A 15,264-nucleotide genomic window follows, 5' to 3' on the forward strand; every position below is an offset into this window, starting at 1 on the left:
TGAGGACCACACCGTGAGCGACCTGACGTTCGAGATCCAAAGTCATCCCGCCCCGCGGACCGCCGAGGAGCGGGCCGCGCTGATGGCGAATCCCGGCTTCGGCAAGGTGTTCACCGACCACATGGTGGTGGCGCGCTACGAGGCCGGTCGCGGCTGGCACGACGCCCGGATCCAGGCGCGCCAGGCGATCCCCCTCGATCCCGCCTCCGCGGTGCTGCACTACGCGCAGGAAATCTTCGAGGGCCTCAAGGCCTATCGCACCGCCGACGGCGGCGCCGCCCTGTTCAGGCCGGACGCCAACGCCCGCCGCTTCCGCCACTCGGCCGAGCGCCTAGCGATCGCGCCGTTTCCGGAGGACGCGTTCGTCGAGGCGATGCACAAGCTGGTCGAGATCGACCGCGCCTGGATCCCCAACACGCCGGACGGGAGCCTCTATCTGCGCCCGTTCATGATCGCCACGGAGGCGTTCCTCGGCGTCAGGCCGGCCTCCGAGTACCTGTTTATCACCATCGCGTCGGCGGTGGGCTCGTACTTCAAGGACCCGAATAACGCCGTCTCGGTCTGGGTCTCGGAGCATTACACGCGAGCGGCACCGGGCGGCACCGGCGCGGCCAAGTGCGGCGGCAATTACGCGGCGAGCCTCGCGGCGCAATCAGAGGCGGTCGCGCAGGGCTGCGAGCAGGTCGTGTTCCTCGACGCGGTCGAGCGCCGCTACATTGAGGAACTCGGCGGCATGAACGTGTTCTTCGTGTTCGAGGACGGGACGCTGGTCACGCCGCCGCTGTCGGACAGCATTCTGCACGGGATCACCCGCGATTCGGTTCTCACGCTGGCGCGGGAGGCCGGGCTGACCGTGAAGGAAGAGCCCTACACGATCGACGCGTGGCGCACCGACGTGCGAGAGGGCCGCCTGACCGAGGCCTTCGCCTGCGGCACGGCGGCGGTGATCACGCCGATCGGCACCGTGAAGGGACGGGAGGAGAGCTTCACCATCGGGAACGGCAAGGCCGGGCCGGTGGCCCAGCGGCTGCGAAGCCTGCTGGTGGACATCCAGCGGGGCAACACCAATGACGCCCATGGCTGGTTCCAGAAGGTCTTTTAGGGTCTTCGGAGGGCAGGTTGAGGTTTCACGGCTCGCCCTCCCGATCTGACACGCGCCCACCCACCCGCCTCTGCGGGGGCGGGAAGGAGAAGCGCGGATGACCGACGCGCCGGCCACCGCCCCGGAAGCGGCCATCGGCCCCTGGAACCCGGGCGTCCGGTCCGATCTGCCGTCCGCCTTTCTGCCGCTGGTCACCGTCTACCGGTCCGAGCACGTCGAGACGCCGCTTCGCGACGCCCTGGATCTGAGTGACCTCTGCGGGCTGCCTGCCCGGCAGCTCACCCGGTTCCGGGCCGGCCGCCTCGTCGTCCACGAGGTCCTCATCCGGGTCATGTCGGACTTGTCCGTGCCGGTGGGCGCGGTCTACGCCGACCTCGGCGTGAACTTCCGGGCCATCGTCGCCACGATCCTGCGCGAGGGCATCGAGCCCCGCCTCGGCGAGGTCGAGGCCGTCCTTGCCGGGATCCGCTCCGAGGCCGACGCGGTGCTCGACCGCGAGATCGCCGCCATCCTGAACGACCCGCCGGCCCCGCCTCCGCCGGAGCCGCGCTGGCTCGACCGGCTCCTCGGGCGCCGCCCTCCGACCATCGAGGCCCCGCGCGAGGATCTCCCGACCCGGGCCCTCCGCCATCTCGAAACTTGGCAGCGGCGCGCCGCCGAGGCCGGAGACGGCCTGGAAATCGCCGCCTGCGAGGCCCTGCGCACCGTGGTGTCGGGCCTCATCGCCCGCCAAAACGCCGTCATCCGCGACGCGGCCCTGCTGCGGACCATCGCGGGAACGCTGGTGTCGAACGGCTACGGCAGCCGCCGCATCGGCGAACTGATCGAACCCTGGATCGGCGCGGTGGTGGAAGCGCGCGGCTACCGCCGTCTGGTGCCGCAGGACCACCCGGTGGTGATGAACGTCAAGGGTGCCTCGGCCTCCGGCAAGAGCACGATCCGCCCCTACCAGCTCGGGCTTGCCAAGCGCCTCGGCATGGCGTGGTCGGATTTCGCGGTCATCACCCCGGACGTGTGGCGCAAGTACCTCCTCGACTACGACAGCCTGGGGCCGGCCTCTCGCTACGCTGGGACGCTGACGGGCTACGAGGTCGAGATCATCGACATGAAGCTCGACCGCTACGTCACCCGCAAGGCGGCCGAGCGGCGGATCTCGAACCTCCTGATCGACCGATTCCGGTTCGACAGCTTCCAGGCCGAGGCGGGCTCGGATGGTGGTGGCCAGCTGCTCACGCGGTTCGGCGACCGGGTCTACATGCAGTTCATGGTCACGCCTCCGGCCGACACCGTCGAGCGGGCCTGGAAGCGCGGCGAGCTGTTCGGCCGCTACAAGGCGGTGGAGGACCTGCTGGCCCACAACGTCGAAGCCTATACCGGGATGCCGCGCCTGTTCTTCAACTGGGCGCTGTCGCGGGACAAGCAGGTGGTCTGCGAGTTCCTCGACAACAGCGTGCCGCTCGGCGAGCGCCCGCGCACGATCGCGTTCTGGGCGGACGGGATCCTCAACATCCTCGACGTGAAGGGGCTGATCGACATCGACCGCTTCCGGAAGGTCGATATCTTCGCCCGCGGCCCCGAGGCGGTGTTCAAAGGCGCCGACCTCTCGGCATCCGCCAACACCGCCTTCCTGCGCGAGTGCCTTCGCCGGATGGCAGTCGTCCGCTTCGTTCAGGCCGAGACCGGGCGGGCCATCCTGCGCCTCGATCGCGGGCGGATCACCGCGCTGGATCCAAGCGCCCTGGCGGCGGTCAAGGAGGGGTCGGAATGGGCGGCCGCCTGCGCGCTCATCGGATTTCCCGACGATCCGACCCCAATTCCCGCCCTCGATGAGTCGCTGAACCCGACCGACGCGCCGACGCTCGGTGCCTGGGGGCCTCGTACTGCCACAGAGGAGCGATAGCGACGCCGGGTGGCGCTCTCGGGGGGTCGCGACGCCGGAAACCGGGCCGCCAACCTGGGTTGCTTCGCTCCGCCCGCACAGACGGGGGGATGCCACCACCGCAAGCGGGAAGATCGCCCGTCGGTGCACTGTGCCGGCCGATTCCACCCGGGGGCGAAACGGAATAATATCGCCGTCCTGACAGTTCATCCCGTCCGTCTCACGCTGGTATATTGCATACCTGGAACGGATGTGCATGATCATCGGCGTACGAGAGACGCCGCCAATGCAAGGCCGCGCCGCCCAAGAGAGAGGCTCAGGGATGGAACGCCAGGATTCGCCGTCGGCGAAATGGTGGCAGCTCGCCTTCGGCGTGATCTGCATGGCCATGATCGCCAACCTTCAATACGGTTGGACGTTGTTCGTCGATCCGATCGACCAGCGCTATCACTGGGGCCGCGCGGCCATCCAGCTCGCCTTCACGCTGTTTGTCGCCACCGAGACCTGGCTTGTGCCGGTCGAGGCCTGGTTCGTCGACCGCTACGGTCCGAAGATCGTGGTCGCCTTCGGCGGCGTGATGATCGCCCTGGCCTGGACGATCAACGCCTACGCCGACAGCCTCGCCATGCTGTATCTCGGAGCCGTAATCGCCGGCATCGGCGCGGGCTCGGTTTACGGCACCTGCGTGGGCAACGCCCTTAAGTGGTTCCCGCATCGCCGCGGCCTCGCCGCCGGTGCCACGGCCGCCGGATTCGGCGCAGGTGCGGCGATCACGGTGGTGCCGATCGCCCGCATGATCGCTTCGAGCGGCTACCAGGACGCCTTCCTGTATTTCGGTCTCGGCCAGGGTGCCGTGGTGCTGGCCCTCGCCTTCCTACTGCGCAAGCCGTCGACCAACACGCCGGTCCAGCGCAAGAGCACGCGCCTGCCGCAGACCAAGGTCGACCGCAGCCCCCGCGAGGCGGTGCGCACGCCGGTCTTCTGGGTCATGTACGTGATGTTCGTGATGGTGGCGTCGGGCGGCCTGATGGCGGCGGCGCAAATCGCCCCGATCGCTCACGACTTCCAGGTGGCGAATGTCCCGGTGAGCCTGTTCGGCCTCCAGATGGCCGCGCTGACGCTGGCGATCTCCCTCGACCGCATCTTCGACGGGTTTGGGCGACCGTTCTTCGGCTTCGTCTCCGACCATATCGGCCGCGAGAACACGATGTTCATCGCCTTCTCCACGGCGGCGCTGGCGGTGATCGTGCTGCTGACCTACGGCCACATCCCGATGGTGTTCGTGCTGGCCACTGCGGTGTATTTCGGGGTGTTCGGTGAGATCTACTCGCTGTTCCCGGCGACCTGCGGCGACACGTTCGGCTCCAAATACGCCGCCAGCAATGCCGGCCTGCTCTACACCGCCAAGGGCACCGCAGCCTTCCTGGTCCCGTTCGCCAGCCTGCTCTCGGCGGCATACGGCTGGTCGGCGGTGTTCACGCTGATCATCATCCTCAACGTGACCGCGGCGGCGCTCGCCATGTTCGTGCTGCGCCCGATGCGGGCCCGCTACCTCGCCGAGACCGAGCACGCCCCCGCGCTCGCCGCCCGACCAGTCCGGACGGCCTGAACGGCCTTCGATCTCACGACTTCAATCAACCGACACACAGACGCCACGGACCACCCACCCTCCCCCTCATCCTGAGGTGACGACGCGAAACGGAGGCCTTCATGGAGGCCTCCGGAGATCGCAGAGGCCTTCAAGAGCTCCTTCGAGGCCCGCCACTTGCGGGCACCTGAGGATGAGGGCGGAGGGTGGGAGATCCTCCAGCCAGCCGGCGCCGAGAGCCGCCCCTATCGACACAGATCCTCCGGGAGACATCGTGATGACCGCACTCGCCAAGATCGTCCACACCAACCCCGAAGTCGACGCCGAGCCGGAGCTGACCGACGGCTTCCACCTCGTCATCGACGCGCTCAAGCTCAACGGCATCGAGACGATCTACGGCGTCCCGGGCATCCCGATCACCGATCTCGGCCGCATGGCTCAGGCCGAGGGGATGCGGGTGATCTCCTTCCGCCACGAGCAGCATGCCGGCAATGCCGCGGCGATCGCGGGCTTCCTGACCCAGAAGCCGGGCATCTGCCTCACCGTCTCGGCCCCGGGCTTCCTCAACGGCCTGACGGCGCTCGCCAACGCCACCACCAACTGCTTCCCGATGATCCTGATCTCGGGCTCCTCCGAGCGCGAGATCGTCGACCTGCAGCAGGGCGACTACGAGGAGATGGACCAGCTCGCCATCGCCAAGCCCCTGTGCAAGGCGGCCTTCCGGGTGCTGCACGCGGCCGACATCGGCATCGGCGTCGCCCGCGCCATCCGCGCCGCCTGCTCGGGCCGTCCGGGCGGCGTTTACCTCGACCTGCCCGCCAAGCTGTTCTCACAGGTAATTGACGCCGAGGCCGGCCAGAAGTCGCTGGTCAAGGTGATCGATCCGGCGCCCGCCCAGCACCCCGCCCCCGAGGCGATCGCGCGCGCGCTCGAGGTTCTGAAATCCGCCAAGCGGCCGCTGATCGTGCTCGGCAAGGGCGCCGCCTACGCACAGGCCGACGACGCCATCCGTTCGCTGGTCGAGACCAGCGGCATTCCGTACGTGCCGATGAGCATGGCCAAGGGCCTCCTGCCCGACACCCACCCGCTCTCGGCCGGCGCGGCCCGCTCGACGGCGCTGAAGGACTCGGACGTGGTGCTGCTGGTCGGCGCCCGGCTGAACTGGCTGCTGTCGCACGGCAAGGGCAAGAGCTGGGGCGAGCCGGGCTCGACCAAGTTCATCCAGATCGACATCGAGCCCCGCGAGATGGACTCGAACGTCGAGATCGTGGCGCCCGTCGTCGGCGACATCGCCTCCTGCGTGCAGGCGCTCCTCGACGGCATGGGCCAGGGCTGGCAGCAGCCCCCGTCCGATTGGATCGAGACGCTCAAGACCAAGCGTGAGGCGAACATCGCCAAGATGGCGCCGAAGCTCATGAGCAACGCCTCGCCCATGAACTTCCACGCCGCGCTCGGGGCGCTGCGCACCATCGTTAAGGAGCGGCCCGACGCGATCCTGGTCAACGAGGGCGCCAACACCCTCGACCTCGCCCGGGGCATCATTGACATGTACCAGCCGCGCAAGCGCCTGGATGTCGGCACCTGGGGCATCATGGGCATCGGCATGGGCTTCGCCGTCGCGGCAGCCGTCGAGACCGGCAAGCCGGTCCTCTGCGTCGAGGGCGACAGCGCCTTCGGCTTCTCCGGCATGGAAGTCGAGACGATCTGCCGGTACGGCCTGCCGGTCTGCATCGTGGTGTTCAACAACAACGGCATCTACCGCGGCACCGACACGGATCCGACCGGCCGCGACCCGGCCACCACGGTGTTCGTGCCGGATTCCCGCTACGACAAGATGATGGAGGCCTTCGGCGGTGTCGGCTACCACGTCACCACGCCGGACGAGCTGACCCGCGCGGTCAACGAGGCGATGAACTCGGGCCGTCCGGCCCTGGTCAACGCCGTGATCGACCCGGCCGCCGGCAGCGAGAGCGGCAATATCGGCAGCCTCAACCCGCAGAGCGGCATCAAGAAGAAGAAGTGAGGTCGCAACTCTCGCGCGATCTCTGATCCGAGACCATCAAGGCCGGGCTCACGTGTCGAGCCCGGCCTCTTGCCTTGATGAGAACGCGCATTGCGGGTCCGTGCGGGATGGCGTTCCGCTGAAGCTCCTGGCCACTCGGAGATCTTCACCCGCACCGTCGTCACGAGCGAAGCGAAGTGCCCCAGGGCAGCGCGGCCGCGATCCGCGTGAAGCCACTGGATTGCTGCGCTGCGCCCGCGAAGACGGCGCCGGATCCGTCATCCGTTCGGTGACGGTGCATCCATGATCGATCCAGACCTTGCCGGCCGCCTGCATTTCCGGCACCGGCTGCCCACGAACGAGCCTCTCCCCCCAGGGCGGCACGCGCTCGGCCTCTTCGCCGAGCGCGATGCGGTGCTGGTGGTCCCCGAGGGCCTCGATCCACGCCGGCCCTGCCCGCTCGTCGTGCTGTTCCACGGCGGCGGCGGCAGCGCTGAGCGCATCCTGCCGATGCTGGAGGCGCACGCCCGCGCCGAGCGCTTCCTGCTCCTCGTTCCGCAATCTCTGTTTCCGACCTGGGACATCGTCATCGCCGGCCACGGGCCGGACCGGGAGCGGGTCGCGGCGGCGCTCAACGCAGTGGCCGACCGCTTCCTGCTCGATCCGGGGCGAATCTGCTTCGCCGGCCACTCGGATGGCGGCAGCTACACCCTCTCCCTCGGACTCGCGAACGGCGACGTCGCCAGCCACCTCATCGTCTCGTCGGCCGGGTTTCTGTCGGTGCACGCGCAGGTCGGCGCGCCGCGGATCTTCCTGTCACACGGCACGCAGGATGCGCAGATCCCGATCGCGCGGAGCGCGCGCGTCCACCTACCCAAGCTTCGGGAAGCCGGCTACGACGTGACCTATGTCGAGTATGACGGCCCCCACGCGCATCAGCCGCCTGTCGTGGCGCAGGCCGTGGCGTTCTTCGTTTCAGGCAGAACGAGAGCGGCTTAGAGCTGTTCCCGATCGCGTTGGGGCTCAGGAGACGACCGCGTCCTGGGCCGCGGTGACCCATCCCTCCCCTCATCCTGAGGTGCCGGAGCGCAGCGGAGCCCTCGAAGGAGGCTCCGGGGATCGCGCGTCTGGCTGGAGCCCTCCTTCGAGGCGGCTCACGCCGCACCTCAGGATGAGGGGAATGGGTTGGACGAGCGTTCTTCTCTGCGCCATCGCGAACTCAGCGGGTGAATTTGGAAATTCACCGCCCCTTCGTCTTTGCGAGCGAAGCGAAGCAATCCAGGGCAGCGCGACATCGCCGAGCGTGGCACTCCTGGGTTGCTTCGCTCCGCTCGCAACGTCGGGCTGGATCTCGCAGCAGCGTGTCAAAGGCGGATCACGGCACCCTGCCCTACCGCCACCGATCGATGGCCTGCATGCGAAACTGTTTCGCGTCCTGACATGAAAAAGGACGGCGCCGCTGGGCGCCGTCCTGTCTTGGTATCGCGAAGACGGCGGTCGATCAGACCGCGCGGGCCTCGTGCATCGCCCGGATCTGCTCCGGCGTGTAGCCCAGGTCCGCGAGGACCTCGTCGGTGTGCTCGCCGAGCAGCGGCGAGGCCTTCACCTCGACCTTCAGGTCGGAGAACTTGATCGGGCTACCGACGGTCAGGTACTTGCCGAGCTTCGGATGCGCCACCTCGACGACGGTGCCGCTCTCGCGCAGCGACTTGTCCTCGGCGATCTCCTTCATCGACAGCACCGGCGCGCAGGGAATGTCGTAGGTGCGCAGGATGTCGACCGCCTCGAACTTGGTCTTGTCGGCGAGCCACTCCTCGATCGTCTTGAAGATATCGAAGATCTTGTCCTGGCGGGCCCGCGGGGTGTTGTAGCCCGGATCCGTGATCCACTCCTCCTTGCCGAGCGCCTTGCAGATCGGCGCCCAGGCGTGGCCCTGGATCGTGAAGTAGATGTAGGCGTTCGGGTCGGTCTCCCAGCCCTTGCACTTCAGCACCCAGCCCGGCTGGCCGCCGCCGCCCGCATTGCCGCCGCGCGGCACCACGTCGGAGAACTCGCCGTGGGGGTATTGCGGGTACTCCTCGAGGTAGCCAAGCGCGTCGAGGCGCTGCTGATCGCGCAGCTTCACCCGGCAGAGGTTGATCACCGAGTCCTGCATCGACACGGCGACCTTCTGGCCCTTGCCGGTCTTGTTCTTCTGGTGGAGCGCCGTGAGGATGCCGATCGCGAGGTGCATGCCGGTGTTGGAGTCACCGAGCGCCGCGGCGCTGACAGTGGGCGGCCCGTCCCAGAAGCCCGTGGTCGAGGCGGCACCGCCAGCGCACTGGGCGACGTTCTCGTAGACCTTCAGGTCCTCGTAGTGGTGGCCGTCCGAGAAGCCCTTCACCGAGGCGAGGATCATGCCGGGGTTCAGCTCCTGGATGCGCGCCCAGGAGAAGCCCATCCGGTCGAGCGCGCCGGGGCCGAAATTCTCGACCATGACGTCGGAATCCTTGATCAGCTTCTCAAGGACTTCCTTGCCGGCCTGGGTCTTGGTGTCGAGGGTCAGCGAGCGCTTGTTCGAGTTCAGCATCGTGAAGTAGAGCGCGTCCGCATCCTCGACGTGGCGCAGCTGGGTGCGGGTCACGTCGCCGGCGCCGGGGCGCTCGACCTTGATCACGTCGGCACCGAACCACGCGAGCAGCTGCGTGCAGGCCGGCCCGGCCTGAACGTGCGTGAAGTCGATGATCTTGATCCCTTCCAACGGCTGGCTCATTGGGCGTTCTCCCTGTGCGGTTTGGTGATCGGGACCTTCGGATCGTCTGGCGGGCTCAAGGTGCCCGGTACGACGGATCCGAGGAGGCTTCGAGTTCGGCCACGCGCTGGCGCAGGCGCTTCTCCTCGGCCCAGCGCTCGGTCTCGTCGCGGATCACCGCGACGATCCCGGTCACTCGGTCGGAGGCGTCCCGCACCATCCCCACCGTGAAGGCGATGGAGAGCTGGCGGCCGTCCTTGTGGATCGCCGGCACCCGCAGGGTCTGTGCCCCGTACCGGGTGACGCCGGTGTGCATGGTCTTCGCGTAGCCATCCCAGTGGCGGCGCCGGTGCCGCTCGGGGGTGATCAGGTCGAGGGTCTCTCCGAGCGCCTCCGCGGCGGTGAAGCCGAAGATCCGCTCGGCAGCGGGGTTCCAGACCGTGATCGCACCCTCGGGATCGGCGACCACCACGGCGTCGCCGATCGCCTCCGCGAGGCCGACGGGCTCGCGATCGGATACGGCGGCCGTGCAGGTCGCTGCCTCTGTCATGCGCGGCCTTTCTCCCCACCACTGGAGCTAAAGTTCCGACTTTCCAGCGCCGTATCCCCTGGATGCGCTCCGTCGGTTGGTATTTGGTATGCCATATGCCGCAACACGTCAACGGCGGAGCCGAAGACTGCACTTTCATGCCGGACCAAGTGTAGCGCGCCGGGAGAGTCGCAGCGTGTCTCGCCCGGTGCGGGCCGGGTGCTATCGCCTTCTCAGATTTGCCGCTTTCGGCGCGCAGGTACCCGCAAGCCCCGAGGCGCCGGCCAGCGGCTCGGCCGTCCTGGAGACCATTTCGGTGATCCGTTTCGAGAAAGTCAGCAAAGTCTACCGCACGGAAGGCCATCGGCGGACCATCCTCGAACAGGCCTCCTTCAGCCTGAAGCCGGGCATCTCCTACGGCATCCTCGGCATCAACGGCGCCGGCAAATCCACCACGATGCGGCTGATCGCGGGGACGGAAGACCCGACGCGCGGGAAGATCCACCGCGGGGTGCGGGTCTCCTGGCCCCTCGGCTTCGCCGGCGGCTTCCACCCCAGGATGACCGGCCGCGACAACGTCACCTTCGTGGCCCGGATCTACGGTGAGGATCCGCGACGTGTCCTCGACTTCGTGGAGGATTTCTCGGAACTCGGCAGCTACCTGGACGTCCCGATCTACACCTACTCATCCGGCATGGGCGCGCGGCTCGCCTTCGGCATGAGCATGGCGATCCCGTTCGACTGCTATCTGATCGACGAGATCACCTCGGTGGGCGATGCCCGCTTCTCCAAGCGCTGCGACGAAGTCTTCTCTCAGCGGCGCAAGCATGCCGACATCATCATGGTCTCGCACTCCATGGAGACGATTCGGCAATGGTGCTCGCAGGGCCTCGTGCTGCTCAACGGGCGTGCGATCGTCTACGAGGATGTCGACGACGCCATCGAGGTCTACCGGCGCCTCAACGCCTGACGCGTCCCGGGTCGCGGCCGTAAAGACATGCTTTTGCCGTCTCGGCGTGCGACGGATTTCGGACGCGCGCGCCGCCGTGGGACCGGGTGCCCGGTGATGGGTCGACCTTCATGGCCGGAGAGGCCGGGAATCAAGCCATGAACATGGAGATCCGGAAGGCCGAGGGGCAGCCGGTGACGACCGCGGATCGCCAGCAGGCGATCACCGAATCGTTGCGGCAGATCGCCCGCATGTCGCGCTTCGTCGACCGCAAGAAGGGGATCCGGTCCTTCCAGACCAGCGCCAAGAGCGATCCCTGGATCCCGATCCTGTTCGTGCTCTGCTTCGTGCTGCCGACGCTGGTCGGGGCGGTCTATTTCGGGCTGATTGCTTCGGACCGCTACGTGACCGAGGCGCGCTTTGCCATCCGGCAGGCGATCGGTGCGTCCGAGAAGTCCTCAGGTGGATCGGACACGAGCAGCTCCGACGGTGCAGGACAGATGGTCTCGCAGGACCGGCTGATCACGCGCGAATACATCCTGAGCCGTCCGATGTTGGAGACGCTCGAAGCCCAGCTGCCGCTGCGCGCGTGGTTCAGCAGCGACAGCATCGACTATTTCTCGCGGTTCGATGCGGAAAAGCCGATCGAGAAATTTCTCCGCTACTGGAAACGCAGGGTCAGCATCTCCGCCGAACCTTCGTCCGGGATCATGTCGGTCTCCGTCGAGGCCTTTGATCCCGATCAGTCTCTCGCCATCGCCCAGGCTGTGATGAAGGAAGCCGAGCGGATGGTGAATGATCTCACCGCGAAGGCGCGCGCGGAAGCGGTCGCGGAAAGCACGCGGGAGCTGGCGCTTGCCGGGGAGCAGATGAGCAAGATCCGCATCGCGATGCGGGATCTTCGGAACCGCCAGGGAGTCGTCGACGCGCATAAGGCCAACGACGTCAATCTCAAGATCATCGCGGAGCTGCGCGCCTCCCGCATCACTCTGGCCAGCCAGCTTGCGATCGGCCAACGCGATCTCGGCCCGGAGTCCCGGCGGATCTTGGACTTCAAGCAGCAGATCAAGGAACTCGACGACAACATCGCGCGGATTGAACGGCAATCCGCCGGCTCGGATCCGGAGCAGAAGCAGCTCCTCTCAGACGCACTGATCCGTTTCGAGGCGCTGGAGAACGATCGCAAGAATGCCGAGAAGTATTACCAGCAGGTGCTGATGGCCTCAGAGCGCGCCCGCATCATCGCGGCACGGCAGATCGAGTTCTTCAGCCCGATCGTGCAGCCCGTGAGAGCGGAATCCGCTCTCGAGCCGCGGCGGATGCTGATGATCTCCCTGATCACCCTCGGTTCGGGGATCCTGTTCGGTGCGGCGATGTTCGCCCGCAAGATGATGGCCTGAGGCCGGGCTCCGGCGGCGAACGTGACGCTCAGCGGTCCGTGCCGACCGGTGCGCGCGATCCCTCGGCCGTCGGTCCGACCGTTCCGCCGGTCCAGCCTTGCGCCCGCCAGCCTTCCACGCGCTCGTCGAGATCGATCGAGCCCCCCTGGTCGAGCAAGGTCAGCACGCTCTCGGCCCGGCTCTCGTCGGCCCGCACCGTCACCAGCGTGCCGCCGCGCCGGACGCCCTCGGCGTAGGTCTCGGCCTCCCCTTCGCTGAGCCCCGCGCCGGTGAGGCCCCCGATCAGCCCGCCAGCCGCGGCACCGACCCCGGCGCCGGTCGCCGCCGCGACCAGCCAGCCCGCGGCGACCACGGGGCCGAGACCCGGGATCGCCAGGAGCCCGAGGCCGGCAAGCAGGCCCGCACCGCCCCCCAGCACCGTGCCGACCGTCGCGCCGGTGCCGGCGCCGTCCGCGGCATCGGCGGGATGACGTGCGGCCCCGCCCGCCACAGGGGCGGCCGCGTCGGATCCGGGCCGATTCGCGATGATGCTGATATCGGCATGCGAGATGCCGGCCGCTTCGAGGTCGTCGACCACCCGCGCTGCGGCCTCGTACTCGTCGAACAGGGCGGTCAGGACGCGGACGGTCATAGCGGTCTCCCGAAGCCTCGGGCCTGTGCCCGCATGCATGGCGACAACGCGCACCGGGACGCGCGTGCCGGCCCGGCACGGTGCGGCTGCCGACCGGTCAAGCGGCGGGGCCGGGCGCGGTTCCCTCCGGCGACTCGGCCTTTCTTAACGCGCCGCTAACCTTCTGCCCGGCAGATCTTGCCGAGTGCGCGCGTGGAGTGCCTTCCCGGCGGACGGCAACGGATGGCAGTGATGGCGGAGACGGCGAGCGCGCCGGCACGGATTGGAGCGGCCGCGGCGCTCGGACAGTTCACGCTGCCGACGCGCGGCGACATCCAGGCGCTGTCGAAACGGTCGGACCTGCTGTTCGCCACCGGCGTCATGGGCATCCTGGCGGTCCTCATCTTCCCGCTGCCGGCGATCCTGCTCGACCTGCTCCTGGCCGTGTCGATCATCCTGTCCGTGCTGATCATGATGACCGGCCTGTCGATCGACAACCCGCTCGAATTCACCGTCTTCCCGACGCTGCTGCTCATCGCCACGATGCTGCGGCTCGCACTCAACCTCGCCTCGACCCGGCTGATCCTCGGCCACGGTCACGAGGGCACGGCGGCGGCCGGCCACGTGATCGAGGCCTTCGGCCATTTCGTGATGGGTGGCAATTTCGTCATCGGGATCATCGTGTTCGCGATCCTGATCATCGTGAACTTCGTGGTCATCACGAAGGGTTCGGGCCGCATCGCCGAGGTCGCGGCCCGCTTCACCCTCGACGCCATGCCGGGCAAGCAGATGGCGATCGATGCCGATCTCTCGGCGGGCCTGATCGACGAGAAGGCCGCCAAGGCCCGGCGCGCGGCGCTCGAGGAGGAATCGTCTTTCTTCGGCGCGATGGACGGCGCCTCGAAGTTCGTGCGCGGCGACGCGGTGGCGGCCCTGCTGATCACCTTCATCAACGTGGTCGGCGGAATCATCATCGGCGTGGCGCAGCAGGGCCTGAGCTTCGGCGAAGCGGCCAAGAGCTACACGCTGCTCACCATCGGCGACGGGCTGGCGAGCCAAGTGCCGGCGCTGATCGTCTCGACGGCCGCGGGCCTGCTGGTCTCGAAGGCCGGCGTGCGGGGTGCGGCCGACAAGGCGCTCGGCAAGCAGCTCGCGCATTATCCGAAGGCGCTCGGCATGTCGGCGGCCGTCATGCTGCTGATCGCGCTGCTGCCGGGCATGCCGATGCTGCCATTCCTGCTGCTGGGCGGCGGCGCGGGCTACGCCGCATGGCGCATCAACAAGAATGCCAAGGAGGCCCCTCCCCTCGACGCGCAGGGCGTCCCGATGGACGCGACCGCGGTGGCGGCCGCCGCCGCCGCCAAGGAAGAGACGGTCTCGGACCTCCTGAAGCTCGACGACCTCAAGCTCGAGATGGGCTACGCGCTCCTCGCGCTGGTCAACGGCGAGGGTCAGGACCGGCTCACCGACCAGATCAAGGCCCTGCGCCGGCAGCTCGCGGCGGAGCTCGGCTTCGTGATGCCGTCCGTGCGCATCCTCGACAACGTCCAACTCGACGCCAACAGCTACGTGGTCCGGGTCAAGGAGATCGAGGCCGGTACCGGCCGGATCTTCCCCGGCCAGTTCATGGCGATGGACCCGATGGGCGGTCAGGTCCAGCTGCCCGGTCAGCACATGCTGGAGCCGACCTTCGGCCTGCCGGCGACCTGGATCGACGCGGCGCTTCGCGATCAGGCGCAGCTCAAGGGCTACACGGTTGTCGACGCCGCCACCGTGGTCTCGACCCACCTCACCGAGGTCATCAAGGCGCACGTCTCGGAACTCCTCAACCACGTCGAGGTCTCGAAGCTGCTGCGCGAGCTGCCCAAGGAGCACGCCGAGCTGCTCAAGGAGATCGTGCCCTCGCAGATCTCCACGACCGGCATCCAGCGAGTGTTGCAGTTCCTCCTGGCCGAGCGCGTCTCGATCCGCGACCTCGGGGCGATCGTGGAGGCGGTCGCGGAGGTCGCGGGCGGTGTGAAGAACCCGCGCGATGTGGTCGAGCATGTCCGCGCCCGCCTCGGACGGCAGATCTGCGCGCAGTATCAGGATCAGAACGGCACCCTGCCGATCATCACGCTGTCACCGGCCTGGGAGCAGGCCTTCATGGAGTCGATCGTCGGCGAGCGCGAGGAGCGCTACCTCGCGATGCAGCCGTCGAAACTCAGCGAGTTCGTCAACGCCGTGCGCGACCGCTTCGAGTCGGCGGCCCGCCAGGGCGAGATGCCGGTGCTCGTCACCTCGGCCCAGACCCGGCCGTTCGTGCGCTCGATCATCGAGCGCTTCCGCCGCGAGACACCGGTGATGAGCCAGGCCGAGATCCATCCGCGGGCGCGGCTCCGGACGGTGAGCTCGATCTGAGCGCGCCGAATCACGGCCTAGAGTGATCGAAGCACGGATGGTTCGCGGCTGCGCCCTGAGACGTTAGCCCCGAC

Annotated in this window: 12 protein-coding genes; 8 read left to right on the forward strand and 4 right to left on the reverse strand. The window is 68.0% G+C overall.

What is annotated here, in order from left to right; translation table 11 throughout:
• Positions 1-13: 13 nt before the first annotated feature.
• From ABIE45_RS28875 to ABIE45_RS28895, 5 genes are all read left to right on the forward strand, one after another.
• Complete coding sequence (locus ABIE45_RS28875) at positions 14-1,102, forward strand: branched-chain amino acid aminotransferase (protein WP_192708064.1); 1,089 nt, start codon at positions 14-16, stop codon at positions 1,100-1,102.
• A gap of 97 nt (positions 1,103-1,199) precedes the next feature.
• The gene (locus ABIE45_RS28880; protein ID WP_192708063.1) at positions 1,200-3,002 is read left to right on the forward strand and encodes a hypothetical protein; all 1,803 of its coding nucleotides are present in this window, start codon (positions 1,200-1,202) and stop codon (positions 3,000-3,002) included.
• A gap of 301 nt (positions 3,003-3,303) precedes the next feature.
• Entirely contained in the window at positions 3,304-4,590 is a 1,287-nt protein-coding gene (gene oxlT, locus ABIE45_RS28885; RefSeq protein WP_192708062.1) for an oxalate/formate MFS antiporter, read from the forward strand.
• A gap of 256 nt (positions 4,591-4,846) precedes the next feature.
• A complete protein-coding gene (gene oxc / locus ABIE45_RS28890) occupies positions 4,847-6,592 on the forward strand; it encodes an oxalyl-CoA decarboxylase (protein ID WP_192708061.1) in 1,746 nt (581 codons plus the stop codon).
• Between the two features lie 282 nt (positions 6,593-6,874).
• Positions 6,875-7,570 (forward strand): esterase, encoded by a 696-nt coding sequence (locus ABIE45_RS28895; RefSeq protein WP_192708060.1) that lies wholly within the window; start codon positions 6,875-6,877, stop codon positions 7,568-7,570.
• Between the two features lie 502 nt (positions 7,571-8,072).
• Here ABIE45_RS28895 and frc read toward each other — a convergent pair.
• The gene (gene frc / locus ABIE45_RS28900) at positions 8,073-9,323 is read right to left on the reverse strand and encodes a formyl-CoA transferase (RefSeq protein WP_192708059.1); all 1,251 of its coding nucleotides are present in this window, start codon (positions 9,321-9,323) and stop codon (positions 8,073-8,075) included.
• A 55-nt stretch (positions 9,324-9,378) separates the two neighbouring features.
• On the reverse strand, positions 9,379-9,852 hold the full coding sequence (locus tag ABIE45_RS28905; RefSeq protein ID WP_210331714.1) for a PAS domain-containing protein: 474 nt from the start codon (positions 9,850-9,852) through the stop codon (positions 9,379-9,381).
• Between the two features lie 295 nt (positions 9,853-10,147).
• On the opposite strand from ABIE45_RS28905, the gene ABIE45_RS28910 reads away from it, so the two are divergent.
• A complete protein-coding gene (locus ABIE45_RS28910; protein ID WP_192708058.1) occupies positions 10,148-10,801 on the forward strand; it encodes an ABC transporter ATP-binding protein in 654 nt (217 codons plus the stop codon).
• A gap of 130 nt (positions 10,802-10,931) precedes the next feature.
• On the opposite strand, the gene ABIE45_RS28915 is transcribed toward ABIE45_RS28910, so the two are convergent.
• Positions 10,932-11,054, reverse strand: coding sequence for a hypothetical protein (locus tag ABIE45_RS28915; protein WP_283214841.1), 123 nt, complete (start codon positions 11,052-11,054; stop codon positions 10,932-10,934).
• Between the two features lie 61 nt (positions 11,055-11,115).
• Between ABIE45_RS28915 and ABIE45_RS28920 the strand changes: the two genes are divergently transcribed.
• A complete protein-coding gene (locus ABIE45_RS28920; protein WP_373622781.1) occupies positions 11,116-12,180 on the forward strand; it encodes a capsule biosynthesis protein in 1,065 nt (354 codons plus the stop codon).
• Between the two features lie 28 nt (positions 12,181-12,208).
• On the opposite strand, the gene ABIE45_RS28925 is transcribed toward ABIE45_RS28920, so the two are convergent.
• Positions 12,209-12,811, reverse strand: a complete 603-nt coding sequence (locus tag ABIE45_RS28925) for a hypothetical protein (RefSeq protein ID WP_192708056.1) — start codon at positions 12,809-12,811, stop codon at positions 12,209-12,211.
• Positions 12,812-13,042: 231 nt separating this feature from the next.
• On the opposite strand from ABIE45_RS28925, the gene flhA reads away from it, so the two are divergent.
• Positions 13,043-15,190: a flagellar biosynthesis protein FlhA gene (gene flhA / locus ABIE45_RS28930; RefSeq protein WP_192708055.1), complete on the forward strand. Its 2,148-nt coding sequence runs from the start codon at positions 13,043-13,045 to the stop codon at positions 15,188-15,190.
• Positions 15,191-15,264 lie beyond the last annotated feature (74 nt).

The sequence above is a fragment of the Methylobacterium sp. OAE515 genome (genome assembly GCF_041806315.1).
In the GTDB taxonomy this organism is placed as follows: Bacteria; Pseudomonadota; Alphaproteobacteria; order Rhizobiales; family Beijerinckiaceae; genus Methylobacterium; species Methylobacterium tardum.